The organism is Pantoea graminicola, assembly GCF_048452665.1.
In the GTDB taxonomy this organism is placed as follows: Bacteria; Pseudomonadota; Gammaproteobacteria; order Enterobacterales; family Enterobacteriaceae; genus Pantoea.
Map to the genome: position 1 here is coordinate 1 of NZ_JBLWSJ010000013.1, position 12,823 is coordinate 12,823.

General features: G+C 49.0%; 18 protein-coding genes. 13 read left to right on the top strand and 5 right to left on the bottom strand.

Annotated features, from left to right (window positions below; genetic code table 11):
• Both ACNY69_RS20770 and ACNY69_RS20775 read left to right on the top strand, forming a co-directional pair.
• A partial coding sequence (locus ACNY69_RS20770; protein ID WP_418800093.1) for a hypothetical protein occupies window positions 1-531 on the top strand: 531 nt, incomplete at its 5' end.
• A gap of 119 nt (window positions 532-650) precedes the next feature.
• Window positions 651-1,472 (top strand): DUF932 domain-containing protein, encoded by an 822-nt coding sequence (locus tag ACNY69_RS20775; protein ID WP_418800095.1) that lies wholly within the window; start codon window positions 651-653, stop codon window positions 1,470-1,472.
• 22 nt (window positions 1,473-1,494) lie between these two features.
• Here ACNY69_RS20775 and ACNY69_RS20780 read toward each other — a convergent pair whose 3' ends face one another.
• Window positions 1,495-2,028 carry a lytic transglycosylase domain-containing protein gene (locus ACNY69_RS20780; protein ID WP_418800098.1) on the bottom strand — a complete coding sequence of 178 codons (534 nt, stop codon included), beginning with the start codon at window positions 2,026-2,028 and terminating at the stop codon, window positions 1,495-1,497.
• An 824-nt stretch (window positions 2,029-2,852) separates the two neighbouring features.
• Between ACNY69_RS20780 and ACNY69_RS20785 the strand changes: the two genes are divergently transcribed.
• Entirely contained in the window at window positions 2,853-3,239 is a 387-nt protein-coding gene (locus ACNY69_RS20785; protein WP_115758331.1) for a relaxosome protein TraM, read from the top strand.
• A gap of 45 nt (window positions 3,240-3,284) precedes the next feature.
• On the opposite strand, the gene ACNY69_RS20790 is transcribed toward ACNY69_RS20785, so the two are convergent.
• Genes ACNY69_RS20790 through ACNY69_RS20805 form a run of 4 tightly spaced genes read right to left on the bottom strand, consistent with a single transcriptional unit; the run spans window position 3,285 to window position 6,215 of the window.
• Window positions 3,285-4,553: a sensor histidine kinase gene (locus tag ACNY69_RS20790; protein ID WP_418800101.1), complete on the bottom strand. Its 1,269-nt coding sequence runs from the start codon at window positions 4,551-4,553 to the stop codon at window positions 3,285-3,287.
• Window positions 4,550-5,002, bottom strand: coding sequence for a putative pterin-binding protein (locus tag ACNY69_RS20795; protein ID WP_418800104.1), 453 nt, complete (start codon window positions 5,000-5,002; stop codon window positions 4,550-4,552). The genes ACNY69_RS20790 and ACNY69_RS20795 overlap by 4 nt, the downstream gene beginning before the upstream one ends.
• Window positions 5,002-5,394 carry a GNAT family N-acetyltransferase gene (locus ACNY69_RS20800; RefSeq protein WP_418800260.1) on the bottom strand — a complete coding sequence of 131 codons (393 nt, stop codon included), beginning with the start codon at window positions 5,392-5,394 and terminating at the stop codon, window positions 5,002-5,004. The genes ACNY69_RS20795 and ACNY69_RS20800 overlap by 1 nt, the downstream gene beginning before the upstream one ends.
• Before the next feature lie 50 nt (window positions 5,395-5,444).
• Window positions 5,445-6,215 carry a response regulator gene (locus ACNY69_RS20805; RefSeq protein ID WP_418800107.1) on the bottom strand — a complete coding sequence of 257 codons (771 nt, stop codon included), beginning with the start codon at window positions 6,213-6,215 and terminating at the stop codon, window positions 5,445-5,447.
• Between the two features lie 353 nt (window positions 6,216-6,568).
• Between ACNY69_RS20805 and ACNY69_RS20810 the strand changes: the two genes are divergently transcribed.
• The 10 genes from ACNY69_RS20810 (at window position 6,569) to traV (ending at window position 12,732) form a co-directional block, all read left to right on the top strand.
• On the top strand, window positions 6,569-6,772 hold the full coding sequence (locus ACNY69_RS20810) for a TraY domain-containing protein (RefSeq protein ID WP_375718195.1): 204 nt from the start codon (window positions 6,569-6,571) through the stop codon (window positions 6,770-6,772).
• A gap of 236 nt (window positions 6,773-7,008) precedes the next feature.
• On the top strand, window positions 7,009-7,425 hold the full coding sequence (locus tag ACNY69_RS20815) for a type IV conjugative transfer system pilin TraA (RefSeq protein WP_418800110.1): 417 nt from the start codon (window positions 7,009-7,011) through the stop codon (window positions 7,423-7,425).
• A 6-nt stretch (window positions 7,426-7,431) separates the two neighbouring features.
• Window positions 7,432-7,734, top strand: coding sequence for a type IV conjugative transfer system protein TraL (gene traL, locus ACNY69_RS20820; RefSeq protein ID WP_275222670.1), 303 nt, complete (start codon window positions 7,432-7,434; stop codon window positions 7,732-7,734).
• Between the two features lie 44 nt (window positions 7,735-7,778).
• The gene (locus ACNY69_RS20825; RefSeq protein ID WP_418800113.1) at window positions 7,779-8,378 is read left to right on the top strand and encodes a TraE/TraK family type IV conjugative transfer system protein; all 600 of its coding nucleotides are present in this window, start codon (window positions 7,779-7,781) and stop codon (window positions 8,376-8,378) included.
• Between the two features lie 4 nt (window positions 8,379-8,382).
• Window positions 8,383-9,120, top strand: a complete 738-nt coding sequence (gene traK, locus ACNY69_RS20830) for an F-type conjugal transfer protein TraK (protein WP_418800117.1) — start codon at window positions 8,383-8,385, stop codon at window positions 9,118-9,120.
• Window positions 9,117-10,502, top strand: coding sequence for an F-type conjugal transfer pilus assembly protein TraB (traB, locus tag ACNY69_RS20835; protein WP_418800119.1), 1,386 nt, complete (start codon window positions 9,117-9,119; stop codon window positions 10,500-10,502). The genes traK and traB overlap by 4 nt, the downstream gene beginning before the upstream one ends.
• A gap of 11 nt (window positions 10,503-10,513) precedes the next feature.
• On the top strand, window positions 10,514-11,047 hold the full coding sequence (rfaH, locus tag ACNY69_RS20840) for a transcription/translation regulatory transformer protein RfaH (protein ID WP_418800122.1): 534 nt from the start codon (window positions 10,514-10,516) through the stop codon (window positions 11,045-11,047).
• Window positions 11,044-11,451 carry a hypothetical protein gene (locus ACNY69_RS20845; RefSeq protein ID WP_418800125.1) on the top strand — a complete coding sequence of 136 codons (408 nt, stop codon included), beginning with the start codon at window positions 11,044-11,046 and terminating at the stop codon, window positions 11,449-11,451. Before rfaH ends, ACNY69_RS20845 begins: the two co-directional genes overlap by 4 nt.
• 15 nt (window positions 11,452-11,466) lie before the next feature.
• Window positions 11,467-11,931 carry a hypothetical protein gene (locus tag ACNY69_RS20850; protein ID WP_418800128.1) on the top strand — a complete coding sequence of 155 codons (465 nt, stop codon included), beginning with the start codon at window positions 11,467-11,469 and terminating at the stop codon, window positions 11,929-11,931.
• Between the two features lie 258 nt (window positions 11,932-12,189).
• Window positions 12,190-12,732 carry a type IV conjugative transfer system lipoprotein TraV gene (traV, locus tag ACNY69_RS20855; protein ID WP_418800130.1) on the top strand — a complete coding sequence of 181 codons (543 nt, stop codon included), beginning with the start codon at window positions 12,190-12,192 and terminating at the stop codon, window positions 12,730-12,732.
• Window positions 12,733-12,823 lie beyond the last annotated feature (91 nt).

Genomic DNA, 12,823 nt, shown 5'->3' on the forward strand with positions numbered 1-12,823 from the left:
TCATCATTAACAGCAAAAAAATCACAAGAAATCAGCTATGAAGCTATCCGCCGTTCCTTACGTCGCAGTCTTTTTCAAACGGATCACCCGCAGCTCAATGTGAACACAGCTGTGTTATGTAGTGATTTTTCAATGAATCTGGAGTGCCTGATGGCGGCTACTTTTACGCGCCATGAAGCTGATTTTCATTCGCGCAAGTACCGCTCTGGAATTGAAATGCTGTTTATCAATGCGCATGAAAAACTGCTGGTTACCGTTTTTGTATATTCTTCAGCACAAAGCTCTGATCCGGAAACTTATGAAACCCGTATCGTGCATTCAGCAAATCCGATTGATGAAGAACAGCACCCGGAAAATACGGAGTACGAGACAACCAATGTCTATAAAGCCGCAGGGGAGCTGAATGCCGCAGCTCGTGAAAACTTCTGGTCTGAGCATGAAGAGTTAAGTAAGCATGCGCAGCAGAACCTGCCGATCGCTGATGAATACAGCCCATTCTGCCACTGGCGTTTTTCACGCCTGAAAGGTTAATCATATACCCTGCAGTGCACTGCAGGGGTAATGAGCGCTTTATATTTCACTTTTTTATCAAGCGACGAATGATTTATTCGTTTCATAACTGGCTCCGAATGTTTGAGAAGGATTAAATAATGGTCCGTTTTGCTTCCCGCTATGCCGCTCCGACCGCTATCCGTAAAAACAGCCCGCTGAATAACGACGAGCTGATGCGCATTGTTCCGAGCGCGTTTTCTGCAGAAAAGCATTATTCGCGCTCTGAGCGTTACACCTATATTCCTACCATTACGCTGCTTGATAAACTGCGTGATGAAGGATTTGAACCTTTCTTTGCCAGCCAGTCCCGCGTCCGTGATCCTGAGCGCCGTGAATTTACCAAACACATGATCCGCCTGCGCCGTGGAAATAATAACGGGGGCGAAGAGGTGCCGGAAATAGTATTACTGAACAGCCATGATGGCTCCAGCAGTTATAAGATGATCCCGGGAATTTTCCGGCAGGTCTGTACCAACGGCCTGGTGTGCTGGAAATCATTCGGTGAAATCAGTGTGCCACATAAAGGTGATATTGTGTCACAGGTTATTGAAGGCGCTTATGAGGTGCTGAGTGTGTTCGATAAGGTAGAAAGTAATATCGGCACCATGAAAGCGATTCAGGTTAACAGCGAAGAACGTCGCCTGCTGGGACAGTTGGCGCTGGAGTATAAGTATGACGGAAAAGAGCCGCCAGTAACCGCTGAACGTATTATTCAGCCTCGCGCATGGTATGACAAAGTCACCGACTTGTGGACCGCGTTTAATATTGTGCAGGAAAACCTGATCAAGGGGGGAGTGCCTGGCAGAACGGCGAAAGGAAAAAGAACCACTACCAGACCAGTGACGGGTATTGACGGCGACATGAAACTGAATCAGGCGCTTTGGAAAATGGCGGAAGAGTTCGCGAAACTAAAATCGTAAAAATAACCCCGGTATGCCGGGGTTATTTTTTATCAGGCATCACGTCCGCTGTGAGGAAGTTTTCCGGTGCGGGCGTTTTTTTATTTTTCTGCACGATTGCGGTGTAAACCTCATCCCGTGCAATCAGCACGCGGTAAATGCTTTTGATGATGGCTGCATATTCCCGACGCTGCTTGATCAATTTAGGGCTCGGGCCGGTATTGTACATCCCGACGCTGTCCCAGTTCCTGCCATACTGCCTGAAGTTTCGCGCCTCGATCCACGCACCCGTATATATGCAGATGCACGGATCTTTAAGCAGCCTTTCCCGCGTAATATCAAACTTTTTCAGCTGATTAAAGTGAGAGCTGTTTATCTGCATATTGCAGACATCATGCGTGCCGCCGCTGCTTTTGGTATTCAGTGCATTATTACGCATGCGTGATTCCTGAATGGAATGCGCCATCAGCAGACGCGGATCAATACCGAAATCCTGACCGGCTTTTGTGAAGCACATTTCCGGCGCAGCCTGCGCACTGAATACAGCAGCAAGAGCGAGAGCAGCCAATCTTTTCATTCTAATAATCTCACGTACGTGCGCGTAATGCGCCAGGCGGGGTCGGGTGAAAAATACCCGCTCAGATCATAGCTTGCAAGATAATTCGTTACAGACGCGCACAATGCGCTGAAGGCTACGTGACGAACATGGGGAAGGTTATAAAGAATTCAGGAAGATAAGGTTATTTATCAAGCCGCTCTTAAAAGGTAAATTACCATCACACCCTACGCAAGATTATATCTTGCAGTTTTGTTGTTTAAAAACAGTATTTTGTCCCGTTTTTTCTGCCGTTTTTGTAATGTGTAATCATAAAAGGTGTGTTAATTGACACACTTTGCAGTGCCTGATTGTGTGTCTTTACAGTGCCGAATTGTGTGTCATTGCAGTGCCGAATTGTGTGGTAATTAGGCACTGCAATCGGCACTGCTATGTGTGTTTATTGTGGCTAAGCAATTAAAACAGTAACTTAAGTTATATTTAACAGCCTGCGGTGCCTGATTGACACACATATAAAATGCCTATAGTGCCGGATTGACACACATTTAAAGCCACTGATATGCTGTTTTTACGCGCTTTCTAAGCATCTCATAAGGTAATTTACGGCTGAAATGTGGTCATGGTGCTGGATTGTCACACACAATTTCCAGGTTTTGCGGCGGATTGGTAAGCCTTCTGAATTAAAAGAACAGTGCCGGATTGACACACACTTATGGCGGAGTAAATAATACTGGAATAGTCAGTTTATCCGAATGCGGCAGTCCGACAGGCGCTGTGAAGAAGATAATTATAAATAAATCAAAAGGGCTGAGAGTTATAAAATCAGCCTTACAGGAAATATCAAAATGGCGCGCAGAAATATTTACTTCAAAGAAAAAACCGAAAGGGAAGTACTGGAGCTGGTACAGATAGAGCTGCAGAACGGAGCAACTCACGGTGAGGTTAACTTTTCCTCCGTAGTAAACGAATTAGTTGGCATAGGTCTGATGGTTAAGAAGCATCAAGGGGAAGGTAATAAGTTTGATATGGAAGGGTTCAACCGGGATTTGATACGTCGGGTAGCAGGAACGCGGGAAGGAACCAGTATAATGATGGCTATGATGACAGAGGTTTATCTTCACATCAGAGGTGACTCTAATCCTCAGTCGCTTGAGGATCTCATTGATACTCATCTCACAGGTATGAGTACAGCTGAAGATAAGGCCGAGAATAAACACTTTATCGCTGAATAGTACAGAAGTCCGGGAAACCGGACTTCATCTGGATTTTTTTGTGATTCAATTAACGATATTTACAGGGATTCTGATCATAAAGACAGAACCCTTTCCAATCTCAGAATGCGCAGTAACACTTCCCTTCATTGTCTTCAGATAGCTCTTAACGATTGAAAGACCCAAGCCTAAACCTTGCCGTGTTTCTCTTTCCATACCCTGATTGAACGGCTTGAAAAGTAAGCTTAGTTTTTTTGTGTCAAAGCCACATCCTGTATCACTAACTCTAAAAAATAATACTGACTCAGTTACTCTCAAACGGACTTTGATAACACCATTCTGTGTGTTTTTATTGGCATTATCTATAATATTGTGAATTATGGATATAATCTTATGCATGTCAGCATTAACCAGAAGGTTCTCAGGGTATACGCTACATTCAATTTTGTTAGCATTACTTTCGTTAAATAGTGAAAGCCCTGCATTTAAAACATCTTCAATATAGAAACTTTGATTGGTTATTCCGACATTACCGATCTCTATTTTAGAGAATTCGAGAATTTCCTTTGTCTGCTGATATAGCTTGTTTGAATGATAGGTGATTTTAGCGAGGTATTTTTCTGATTTTAATATATCGCCTCTGACATCAATCATGTCTGATGATAACTGGATTTTCTGAATAGACCCTGACAATTCATGATAAATTGCTGATATAAATATATTCTTCCCTCTGATTGCTCTGTTGAGCCTTGTAATGTGCACCCAAAGCAGAATGATTAAAGTAAAAAGGAGTACTATGCTTAACAGGGCAGCGAGTTCAGTGTAGGAAGAGTTATCTAAGATTAGCGATTTAATTGTGTTGAAGTTTCTTATCTGTATTTTATAGATTATTTCCTGCAGATTTATCAGCGTAGGCTGCATCTTATTCATCTGATCTAAGAGCACTTCTTTTCTCTCTGCGGGATCTGCAGATTCGCTTAGACGGCTTAGCTCAGCACTTTGCTTTTCAAGGAGCTCAAGGGCGCTTAGGAAATCAGGCTCATAATAAAATGAGTTAATACGGAGGGATTTGTTTTTGAGAATTCTGACTTTAGAATCAAAAACTGACTTCTTAACCATGAAATTGTCCGGACTCTCTGTCTGGTAAACAGATGTCCGTGTTCTTTCAAATGCTAAAAAGAGGATTTCTGCCGTCGAATAATTATCAAGATTCGGCTCGATACTTTTATACTGATTTTTTATCTCATTAAATTTTTGTACGGTGAAGAAAACAGAACCTGAAAAAAAAAGAGTCAGGACCAATCCGAGCAAGACTGGGATAATCCTTCCCTTCATTTGATAGCCTCAATCCTGTTAATCTGCCAGACGGTTTTGGCATTTACTTCAAGTTTATTGAGTTCCGGATTCTGATCTCTCGGATAAATCACGGCAAAAGGACCGAGATCAGATACCGGGATCACTTTATCATTTTTGCGGTATGCCAGGATAACGTGATATTTCTCCAGTTCTCCAACCGGCAGTGTGTAGCTATAGTCATCAAGTGCATAGACTCTCAGGGATGATGCCGTAATGGAGTACTTTGACAGCAGCTCCTTGAAGGTTACGCCCTCAAAAGTCGCTTTAGGTGTGAAGTTCGTTGATGTCGTTATGGAAGTAACTGGCAGCTTCAGCAAATCCTCAGTTGATACGTTGATTTCCTTACTATCGTTTACCAGAACAAAGGAATCGGCATACGCTGCTTTAACCGAGATAAGAGCGAGCAAAACCGCCGTGAGTAGCTTCATTATGTCACTTTCCTCTTCTTCATAATCAATTGTCCATATTCATCGTGACCGCATTCATGCCAGCCTCTTGCCTGATAGAATTGTGCAGCTGGCGAGCCCGCGTCAGTTGTGAGTTCTATCTCAGCGTCTCCCTGTTCAAAAAACCACTCCGTAATTTTATCCAGTATCACGCCGCCAATACCCCGCCCCTGATACTCTGGCCGTACAAACAGGCCACCTAACAGAGCATGAGGTATGTGAATGCCGAGACCATAACCCACATACATTTCGTCAATCTTGCAGATCCAACCACCACCCTGAGCAACGTCGGCCAGGATGACCTCTCTCTGCAGATACTCAATCTGATGGGCATGAACTAAGTTTTCTGTGACAGAAAACCTTATGTCGTACATTTCTTTTATATGTTCAGCTGTTAACTTAATAAATTCCACTTTAGTACCATTTAAAAAAAGAGGTGTGCCAGCAATATGGAGGAAAGTATAAATACACGTGTTGGCTTTTCAACCAGCTCAACTCCATATTCTACAATGATTTCGCCTATCTCACGCTCATGCTGATTCAGTTGGCCAGTTAGTAAAATTATCGGTACTGTCTCGCTTTTAGAGCGGATCTTCTTGATGACGGCTTCAGAGTTTTCGTTGTAGTCCAGTAACCAGTCAATAACATATCCATCATAATCTTCCCTGTCGATAGCCTGCATCATGTCTTGTGCCGTTTCATAAACTGATGCATCAATACCATATCGGTTAGATACTGATTTTATGAGTTCTAGTAATTCTTTATCATTATCTAGTATTGCCAGTTTTGGGGCAGGTAAGAAATCCATTCTTATTACCCGTTTCATATCTTTATTGAATTTTACGCCTGTTGGGTTAACTACGTAATAATTTTTATGAAAGTATGCGTAGTTAATTCCGGGGTCTTTAATTTCAACCTTATCATCGCTGACAACGATATTACATCTTACATGCATATCATTAACAATGAATATGCCGTTATATGGCTTTGCTTCTTCTAGCGATTCGTAGAAATAGTTATAAACCGACTTTAGCTCGCTATAGAAAATCCCTCTTTTACCATCAAGTTTTTGTTTGGCACTCTGATATTTGATGCCGAGGATATCAGCCATTGTTGATGCCTGTTTCCTCTTATCTATTCCTTTTCGCTCAAAAAGATCTATTACCTTTTTGAGATTCTTATTAGGTGTGTCCAAAGTCTACTCCCGTCCATCGGTTACGTTTTACCCAGCTAACGCCGTGACTCAAGAATTTGGGTTAAACAAAAGATGATACACGAATGAGTATCTTTTGAAGGGTTTTTTAATCTTGTAAGGCTATGTTTAACAAGGGTTTTTTCGATAAACTCATTTTCTATATAGGAAAATACTCAAAAACCACTCGAAATACTTTTCAATACATGCATAATTCTTTACAGATCCACATCAATACTGAGTATGTTTTGAGTTTTTTTGTTAAGTTTCTTCATCAGTAAGCGAAACGGTTTCAAGTAACTATGTAGAGCTAAGTTACTGAATTCAAACATTTTAAGCCACATGCGAGACGCCTTATGGCCAATGTAAAATCCATCAGGGGAGGTTCAGTTTTAGTCCACCTGTCAGAGGAGACTAACCAGCTCTTAGTGGAATCTTCGAAGCGTTCAGGAAGAAGTAAAACACGAGAAGCAAAGATGAGACTTGAAGACTCGCTCAGATCATTTTCCGACTTAGCCGCCACCGGTCGGAGATTCGAATCTGGTACTGAATGTGAGTAGCTTTTGAGACTTTTTCGCCGCCCAAGCCTCTCGTTTGAATCTATAACTTAACGCTACTATCCATTTGCTGCATATAAGGAGGTGAACATACATAACCGACTCTGAAATAAATAATTCATATTCACTAAAACCTGTTCCTCTGACTGCATCGGATTGCTGATGCAGGAAATCACTCGCCATTATAAAAAAATGGTGAGTACTTTTTTTGAGACCTAATTCTGATTAAGGATTAAATAATGCAAACTTCGATTTTCGCTTCCGCAGATGCGGATAGCGTGGCGGTAGCATTGTCTGATGTCTGCCAGAAACCCATTTCTGATAAATATTTCCCCGTTAAAAAACTGCTGAAAAATATTATCCATACTGCCTGCGGCAAGGTTTATCAGCATCGCGCAAATGTCACGCTGATAGCTCTCGCAATGCTGTTCTTCGCATTGCCACACTTTGCAGGAGCGACTGATCTGCTGGCCACTCAGAAACAGGATGCTAAGGATACATTTGGGCACGGCAGTACCGTTGAGTGGGGGTTATACATCGCTGAAATCATCATCTCGATTGGCGGATACATCAAAACGCGCAACCCGATGCTGTTCGTCGGCGGTCTGGCTTTCCTCATCGTTATCACCCGCACCTTCTTCTCCCTGGCCGGTTAAACCCGCATGGACGGGGAGTCGCTACAGTACCAGTTCCCGGAAACGCTCAATCAGCAGAAACGCCTCGGCGGACTCCCTACAGAGGAGGCCGTGCTCATCCTTGCGTGCGCGGGCATCGGCCTGCTCTGCGACATGTTCATTGTGATGCTGATTGTCGCTGGCGCGCTCTGGCTGTTAGTCCGTCACCTGAAGAAGGGGCAGGGCACCTGGTGGCTCATGAACCTTCTTTACTGGTACCTGCCAACCGCGCTGCTCCGGCTGCAGTTCCGCCGCGTGCCCGACTCGGGCAACCGGCACTGGATGCAGTAACCCTCGCGCCATCTCCGGATGGCGCTTATTAAAAGGATATCGCTATGAAGTATCAGGTCCGGGAGGGGCGCAACCGGGTAATCATACTGGCCCTGTGCGCACTTTCGCTGCTCGTGTTTATTCTCGCCGTCAGCAATGTCGTCACCGGCGCGCTGGCGTGGCACTTTGCAAAAACGCAGAAGACCCTGACCACCCCGATGATGTTTGACCGCCCGTTCATCTCCGATTCCGCCTCCGGGGACGCGGCCTTAAACGGCATGCTGGTGCGCTCTTTCGTCAATCTCCGCCTTTCCGTCACGCCTGAAACGGTGGACAGCCAGCATGCTACCCTGCTGCGCTTCGTTCCCGCTGAATATCGTGACGACATGAAAAAGCAACTCGCCGCCGAAGCTGAATACATCAAAAACAACGGCGTCTCTTCCGTGTTCCGCATCGATGACGAAATCACCGACTCCACCACCGGTGACATCACCGTTCAGGGCACGCTAAGCGCGAGCACTACCAACGGTAACCTGAACATTTCGCTTCCGGATGCCAGTAAAGCCTACCGGCTCAGCGTGCACTACATGGACGGCCTTATCCGCCTGACAGCCTTCCCCGAGGTGCCCTGGACTAAACCTGAACGCCGCCCGCAACAGGATTGAACCGATGAAAAAGACCCTTTCCGCCCTGGCTGTTGCCGGTGCGCTAGCGTTGCTGCCTGCCGCCGGGCAGGCCGCCGTACCCGGCCCGGCCGGGACCCCGTTTGAAAATAATGCGCACCTTAAGGCGCAGATGAGTAATACCAGTCCTAACAAAATCATTATCGACGGCGAACTGATTACCGGCATCACCGGTCCGGAAAATGCCTATCTCAAAAGCAACACTGCCGATGGCGCGCTGCTGATTACGCCACAGACCGGTCAGGACTTCACCATCTTCCTGGAAACGGCTGGCGGCGTGAGCGTTTCAATCGATGTGTCACCAAAGCCCGGCAGCGGTCGTACTCTTCATTTGATCCCGGCTGATGTGCCACTTAAGCCCAACCCGGACGCGAAGTTGTGGGAGGAGAGTCAGCCCTTCCAGAAAACACTGGTAAGAGTGGCGCGCAGCGTGGTCAGCGGCGACGTGCCGGAGAACTATACCGAGGTGAAGGCCTCGCGCGGACCGGTGTACAACCCGCCTGCGGGCGTGCTGCTGACACCTGAGCGTCAGCTTGCCGGCTCCCACCTGCGGGTTATGCGTTACCGTATGAAAAACACCAGCTACGTGACGCGCACACTGAGCGAAAAACAGTTCTGGCAGAAAGGAGTGCGTGCAGTGATGCTCTCAACCCGCACGCTTTATGCAAGTGGTGAAGGTTACGTCTGGGTGATTTTCTCCACTGACGCGGAGGGCGGATTATGAGCAACATCAACACCGCCACGCGCCGGCGGCAGTGGGTGATAGCCGGTGTCGCTGCAGCGGTCATGCTGGCCGTCGGCGGGGGCATCTGGGCTTACTCACATCACCAGGCGGGGCTGAATCAGCCTGCGCCGAAAGCAGCACCTAATCTGACCGGCAGCCTGGTAAACACGTCCTTTACTGAAGGTGTGGCCACTTCCGCCCTGCAGCAGCAGCAGAACAAGACCGCCGGTCTTGAGCGCGATCTCGGCATGCTCACCGGCACGCTAAAAAGCCAGAATGAGGAGCTGCAGAAGAAGCTCAACACAATGGCAGACGCAATCAGTCAGCTGCAGACTCAACAGGCGGCCCGGCCTGCAAATGGCCCTGCAGCAACCACACCGGCGGCAGGCTCTGCATCTGTTAACGCACCGGTCTCCGCCGGACAGTCTGGCCCGGCACAGTGGAGCATCAACAATCCTAGTAGTGGGCCGGCCGCCGGGCAGGGCGGGAAGTTTTACCCGTCGCAGGGGCAGGGCTTTTATCCGGGTACCGGCACAGTGCGTCCGGGCGGTCTGAGCCGCGATACCTTCACCTACGCTGCGCTTGCCGAGAAAAAAACAAAACTTCCCTGGATACCTTCCGGCTCCTTTTCCGAGGCCACGATGATTGAGGGAGCTGACGCCAACGCCAGTGTGACCGGCCAGCAGAATACCTCGCCGGTGGTCATCACTCTGCTCGGTGAGGTCTCCATGCCTAACGGGAAGACCTGGAACATGGATCAGTGCCGCGTGACCGGGGAAATGTACGGAGATATCTCCAGCGAGCGTGGCGAGGTACGCACCAAAAACATCAGCTGCATCCTGAAGAACGGTAAGCATATCGACATGCCGTTTGACGGGCACGTGTCCTTCCAGGGCAAGGTGGGCATTCGCGGTAAGCCGGTCATGCGCAACGGTGCCATCATCGCCAATGCAGGGGCTGCAGGATTGCTGTCCGGTTTCGGTGAAGGAATCAAGTCCGCCGCCACGCCAACGGTCGGGCTGGGAGGCAGCGCCTCTGTGGGCGCCGGCGACATCTTTAAGCAAGGTATCGGGGGCGGTGCCAGCAAAGCAGCTGACACGCTGAGCCAGTACTGGATTAAGCGTGCCGAGCAGTATCACCCGGTAATCGATATCGGCGCCGGCAACGCCGTGACAGTGGTCTTCCAGCAGGGATTCCGCCTGGAAACGATTGAAGACGCTGAAGCAGAAAAGGCTAAGCAGCAGGCCCCACAGGCGGCCGTGCAGCAGGCCGCAGTGATTACACCGGCAGTCAGCAGCAGTAACGGCAGTGCGCCTGTTTTAAACCCTGATGAAGTTCTGCGTCAGGCCAGCCAACTGCGCCTCGGCGATACTATTAATTAAGGAGATGACAGATGAAACAGTGGTATGTACTCAAGTCGTTATTTAATCAGGAAAAACGCGCTGAAGCCCATCTGCTCAACCAGGGCGTGGAATGCTACCTTCCGCTTTTCACCTGTCAGCTTGTTGCAGAAGGAAAGGTTAAACCTGTTAAGCCACAACCACTTTTTCCTGGGTATCTGTTTGCTCGATTTGATCCGGAAGAAATTCATACAACGACGATAAAAGCTACGCGCGGAGTCTCGACTATTGTCAGCTTTGGCAATCGCATTGCTGTTATGGGTGATGCAGAAATGGAGCGCATACGGCGGGGTGCTGAATCGGCCGCGCAGGCAGATATGCAGGCACCTGAGCACGGCGATACAGTTCTGATAACAAATGGCACGTTTGAAAACATGGAAGCTATCTGGCATGAGCCGCAGGGCGCAAAGCGTGCAATGCTTCTCCTGAACCTTATGGGAAGACTGGTTGAGCTCGATCTGAAAAAGGTCAGGTCTCAAAACATCCAGTTCCGAAGGACGTCAACTCACAGGCAGGAGGCGGCATGAAGGCGCTGATTAAACGCTGGCTTCATCCAAACAGTAGAGATCATCTTTTTGTGATTCTGATTGCAGTCACGCTGGCGGCAAACTTGACCGTATCCGCTTTGACGATGCGTGAGGGGTTGCCCGGTTTCCCGGGTTTCCCGGGCTGGCAGGTCTGGCGGCTGGTCCTGTTCACGTCTCCCGTTATTGTTCTGCTGGCTTACATTTTCAGGCAAATGGCGGGCATAACCTTCGGGGTGATGGCAACTTGCTGGCTGGTGCTGGCGGCGTTTTATCTTGTCTGGGGCGTGTGGTTCTGGGCAGTGCCGGTACTCGGCCTAAAAGACATCCTGTTTTTTGCAGGCTTAACTACCGGTATCGCGTATTTTTTTACGCTGATTTTCACCCTGCTCAACTTCAGATTCTGAAAAGGAGTCAGTCGCATGATGTTAACAGCCAGGAAGACGCGTCGCCGGAAACTGTCCCAGATACGATACCTGGTGGCCTGCTGGAAGGGGCGCCATCTACCGTATGGCGGCACGCTGGTGACCAGCGTGCTTGCCAGTACTGCGTTTGCTTTGCTCTGGCGTGAATACGCAGCAGGCTCAGAGTGGGCGGGCGCGGCACTGGTTATACCCGTATTCGTTGCTGCAGCGGCGGTTATCAGACGCTTGCGGGAGCCGCTTAACTGGCAGGATCTGCTGGCCATCAGGCTTGATGCGTACACGCCTCTTGACCTTCCTGCCTGGCGCGAACTGCAGCGGAGCGTTAAAGAGGCCGGTTTTATTGAGTTACCCGTGCTTGAACGCTGGCTTAAAAAAGAGGCCGGGGCCGTGTTTAAACCCGCCCGGCGTGATTTTTCCTTTACTGAACGTCACCCTGAAGAAGGGGTAAGTGAAGATGACTAAACACGGACAGCGTGAGCAACATATCCGGCTCTGTGCGCTGCGGCTTCGTAACCCGGTAAATCAGATTCCACGCATCGCACTAACAGTCCACCTTTAAAAAGAAGACAGTGCTGAGCCTATGTCTGCTGGCCGGGACTGCTATCGCACAACACTACAGTCAATACTTCCGCCTTCACCAGGGCAACCCGCACCACCCGATTAGCTCGCCCTTTTATCTCCCTGACTTATCGCGGCCCGGCCGCCACTGAGGACTCCACCATGCAAAAACTCTTTGCGTGCGCACTGCTGTGCGCTGCGCTGACCGGCTGCGCCGGCATGAACTCTGACTTTGACTGTAATAAAACCGCGACTGACCAGTGTCTGTCGATGTCCGATGCCAGCAGGCTGGCATCAAAGCATCAGAGTCTGGACGACCTGACGGCAGAAAAGGAGGCCGGCCCAAAGCCTGCCGCTGAGGCGCTGGCGACGCCCGGCAATGTGAAACCCGCCGTCAGCCCTTACCGACCGTTAAGCACGGCAACGACTGCCGCGCGCCGGGTTAAAGGGCAGGGCGCGGCCGCAGACAGCCTGCGGGCATCCACGGTGCCGGTCCGTACGGGTGGTACAGGTCCTGTGGTACCGGGTGACTACAGCGGACCGGGACAGGTGAACGCCCGCCGCATCCCGGACGCGACGCAGCGCCTGTGGATTGCGCCTTGGGTGGATGAGCAGGACAGCTTTCATCAGCCTGCAGTGGTGGAGTTTGTGAAAGAGAAGTCCCGCTGGGATGAGGACTTTCGCGTCATAAGCGAGGGGGAGTAATGAAAAAGCGTTTTCCATTCAGCAGGGCTCATATACAGCCAGCATCTGCATCGTCCGCTTTAGCGCTGCATCACCGGGTCAGGCCCGGAAT

What these genes read in the sequence shown, in the direction of transcription:
- traB (WP_418800119.1), top strand. Translation starts at nt 9,117, where the DNA reads ATGAGCAACATCAACACCGCCACGCGCCGGCGGCAGTGGGTGATAGCC.
- traK (WP_418800117.1), top strand. Translation starts at nt 8,383, where the DNA reads ATGAAAAAGACCCTTTCCGCCCTGGCTGTTGCCGGTGCGCTAGCGTTG.
- traL (WP_275222670.1), top strand. Translation starts at nt 7,432, where the DNA reads ATGGACGGGGAGTCGCTACAGTACCAGTTCCCGGAAACGCTCAATCAG.
- ACNY69_RS20800 (WP_418800260.1), bottom strand. Translation starts at nt 5,394, where the DNA reads ATGTACGACATAAGGTTTTCTGTCACAGAAAACTTAGTTCATGCCCAT.
- ACNY69_RS20825 (WP_418800113.1), top strand. Translation starts at nt 7,779, where the DNA reads ATGAAGTATCAGGTCCGGGAGGGGCGCAACCGGGTAATCATACTGGCC.
- ACNY69_RS20790 (WP_418800101.1), bottom strand. Translation starts at nt 4,553, where the DNA reads ATGAAGGGAAGGATTATCCCAGTCTTGCTCGGATTGGTCCTGACTCTT.
- ACNY69_RS20845 (WP_418800125.1), top strand. Translation starts at nt 11,044, where the DNA reads ATGAAGGCGCTGATTAAACGCTGGCTTCATCCAAACAGTAGAGATCAT.
- traV (WP_418800130.1), top strand. Translation starts at nt 12,190, where the DNA reads ATGCAAAAACTCTTTGCGTGCGCACTGCTGTGCGCTGCGCTGACCGGC.
- ACNY69_RS20795 (WP_418800104.1), bottom strand. Translation starts at nt 5,002, where the DNA reads ATGAAGCTACTCACGGCGGTTTTGCTCGCTCTTATCTCGGTTAAAGCA.
- ACNY69_RS20775 (WP_418800095.1), top strand. Translation starts at nt 651, where the DNA reads ATGGTCCGTTTTGCTTCCCGCTATGCCGCTCCGACCGCTATCCGTAAA.
- rfaH (WP_418800122.1), top strand. Translation starts at nt 10,514, where the DNA reads ATGAAACAGTGGTATGTACTCAAGTCGTTATTTAATCAGGAAAAACGC.
- ACNY69_RS20785 (WP_115758331.1), top strand. Translation starts at nt 2,853, where the DNA reads ATGGCGCGCAGAAATATTTACTTCAAAGAAAAAACCGAAAGGGAAGTA.
- ACNY69_RS20815 (WP_418800110.1), top strand. Translation starts at nt 7,009, where the DNA reads ATGCAAACTTCGATTTTCGCTTCCGCAGATGCGGATAGCGTGGCGGTA.
- ACNY69_RS20780 (WP_418800098.1), bottom strand. Translation starts at nt 2,028, where the DNA reads ATGAAAAGATTGGCTGCTCTCGCTCTTGCTGCTGTATTCAGTGCGCAG.
- ACNY69_RS20850 (WP_418800128.1), top strand. Translation starts at nt 11,467, where the DNA reads ATGATGTTAACAGCCAGGAAGACGCGTCGCCGGAAACTGTCCCAGATA.
- ACNY69_RS20810 (WP_375718195.1), top strand. Translation starts at nt 6,569, where the DNA reads ATGGCCAATGTAAAATCCATCAGGGGAGGTTCAGTTTTAGTCCACCTG.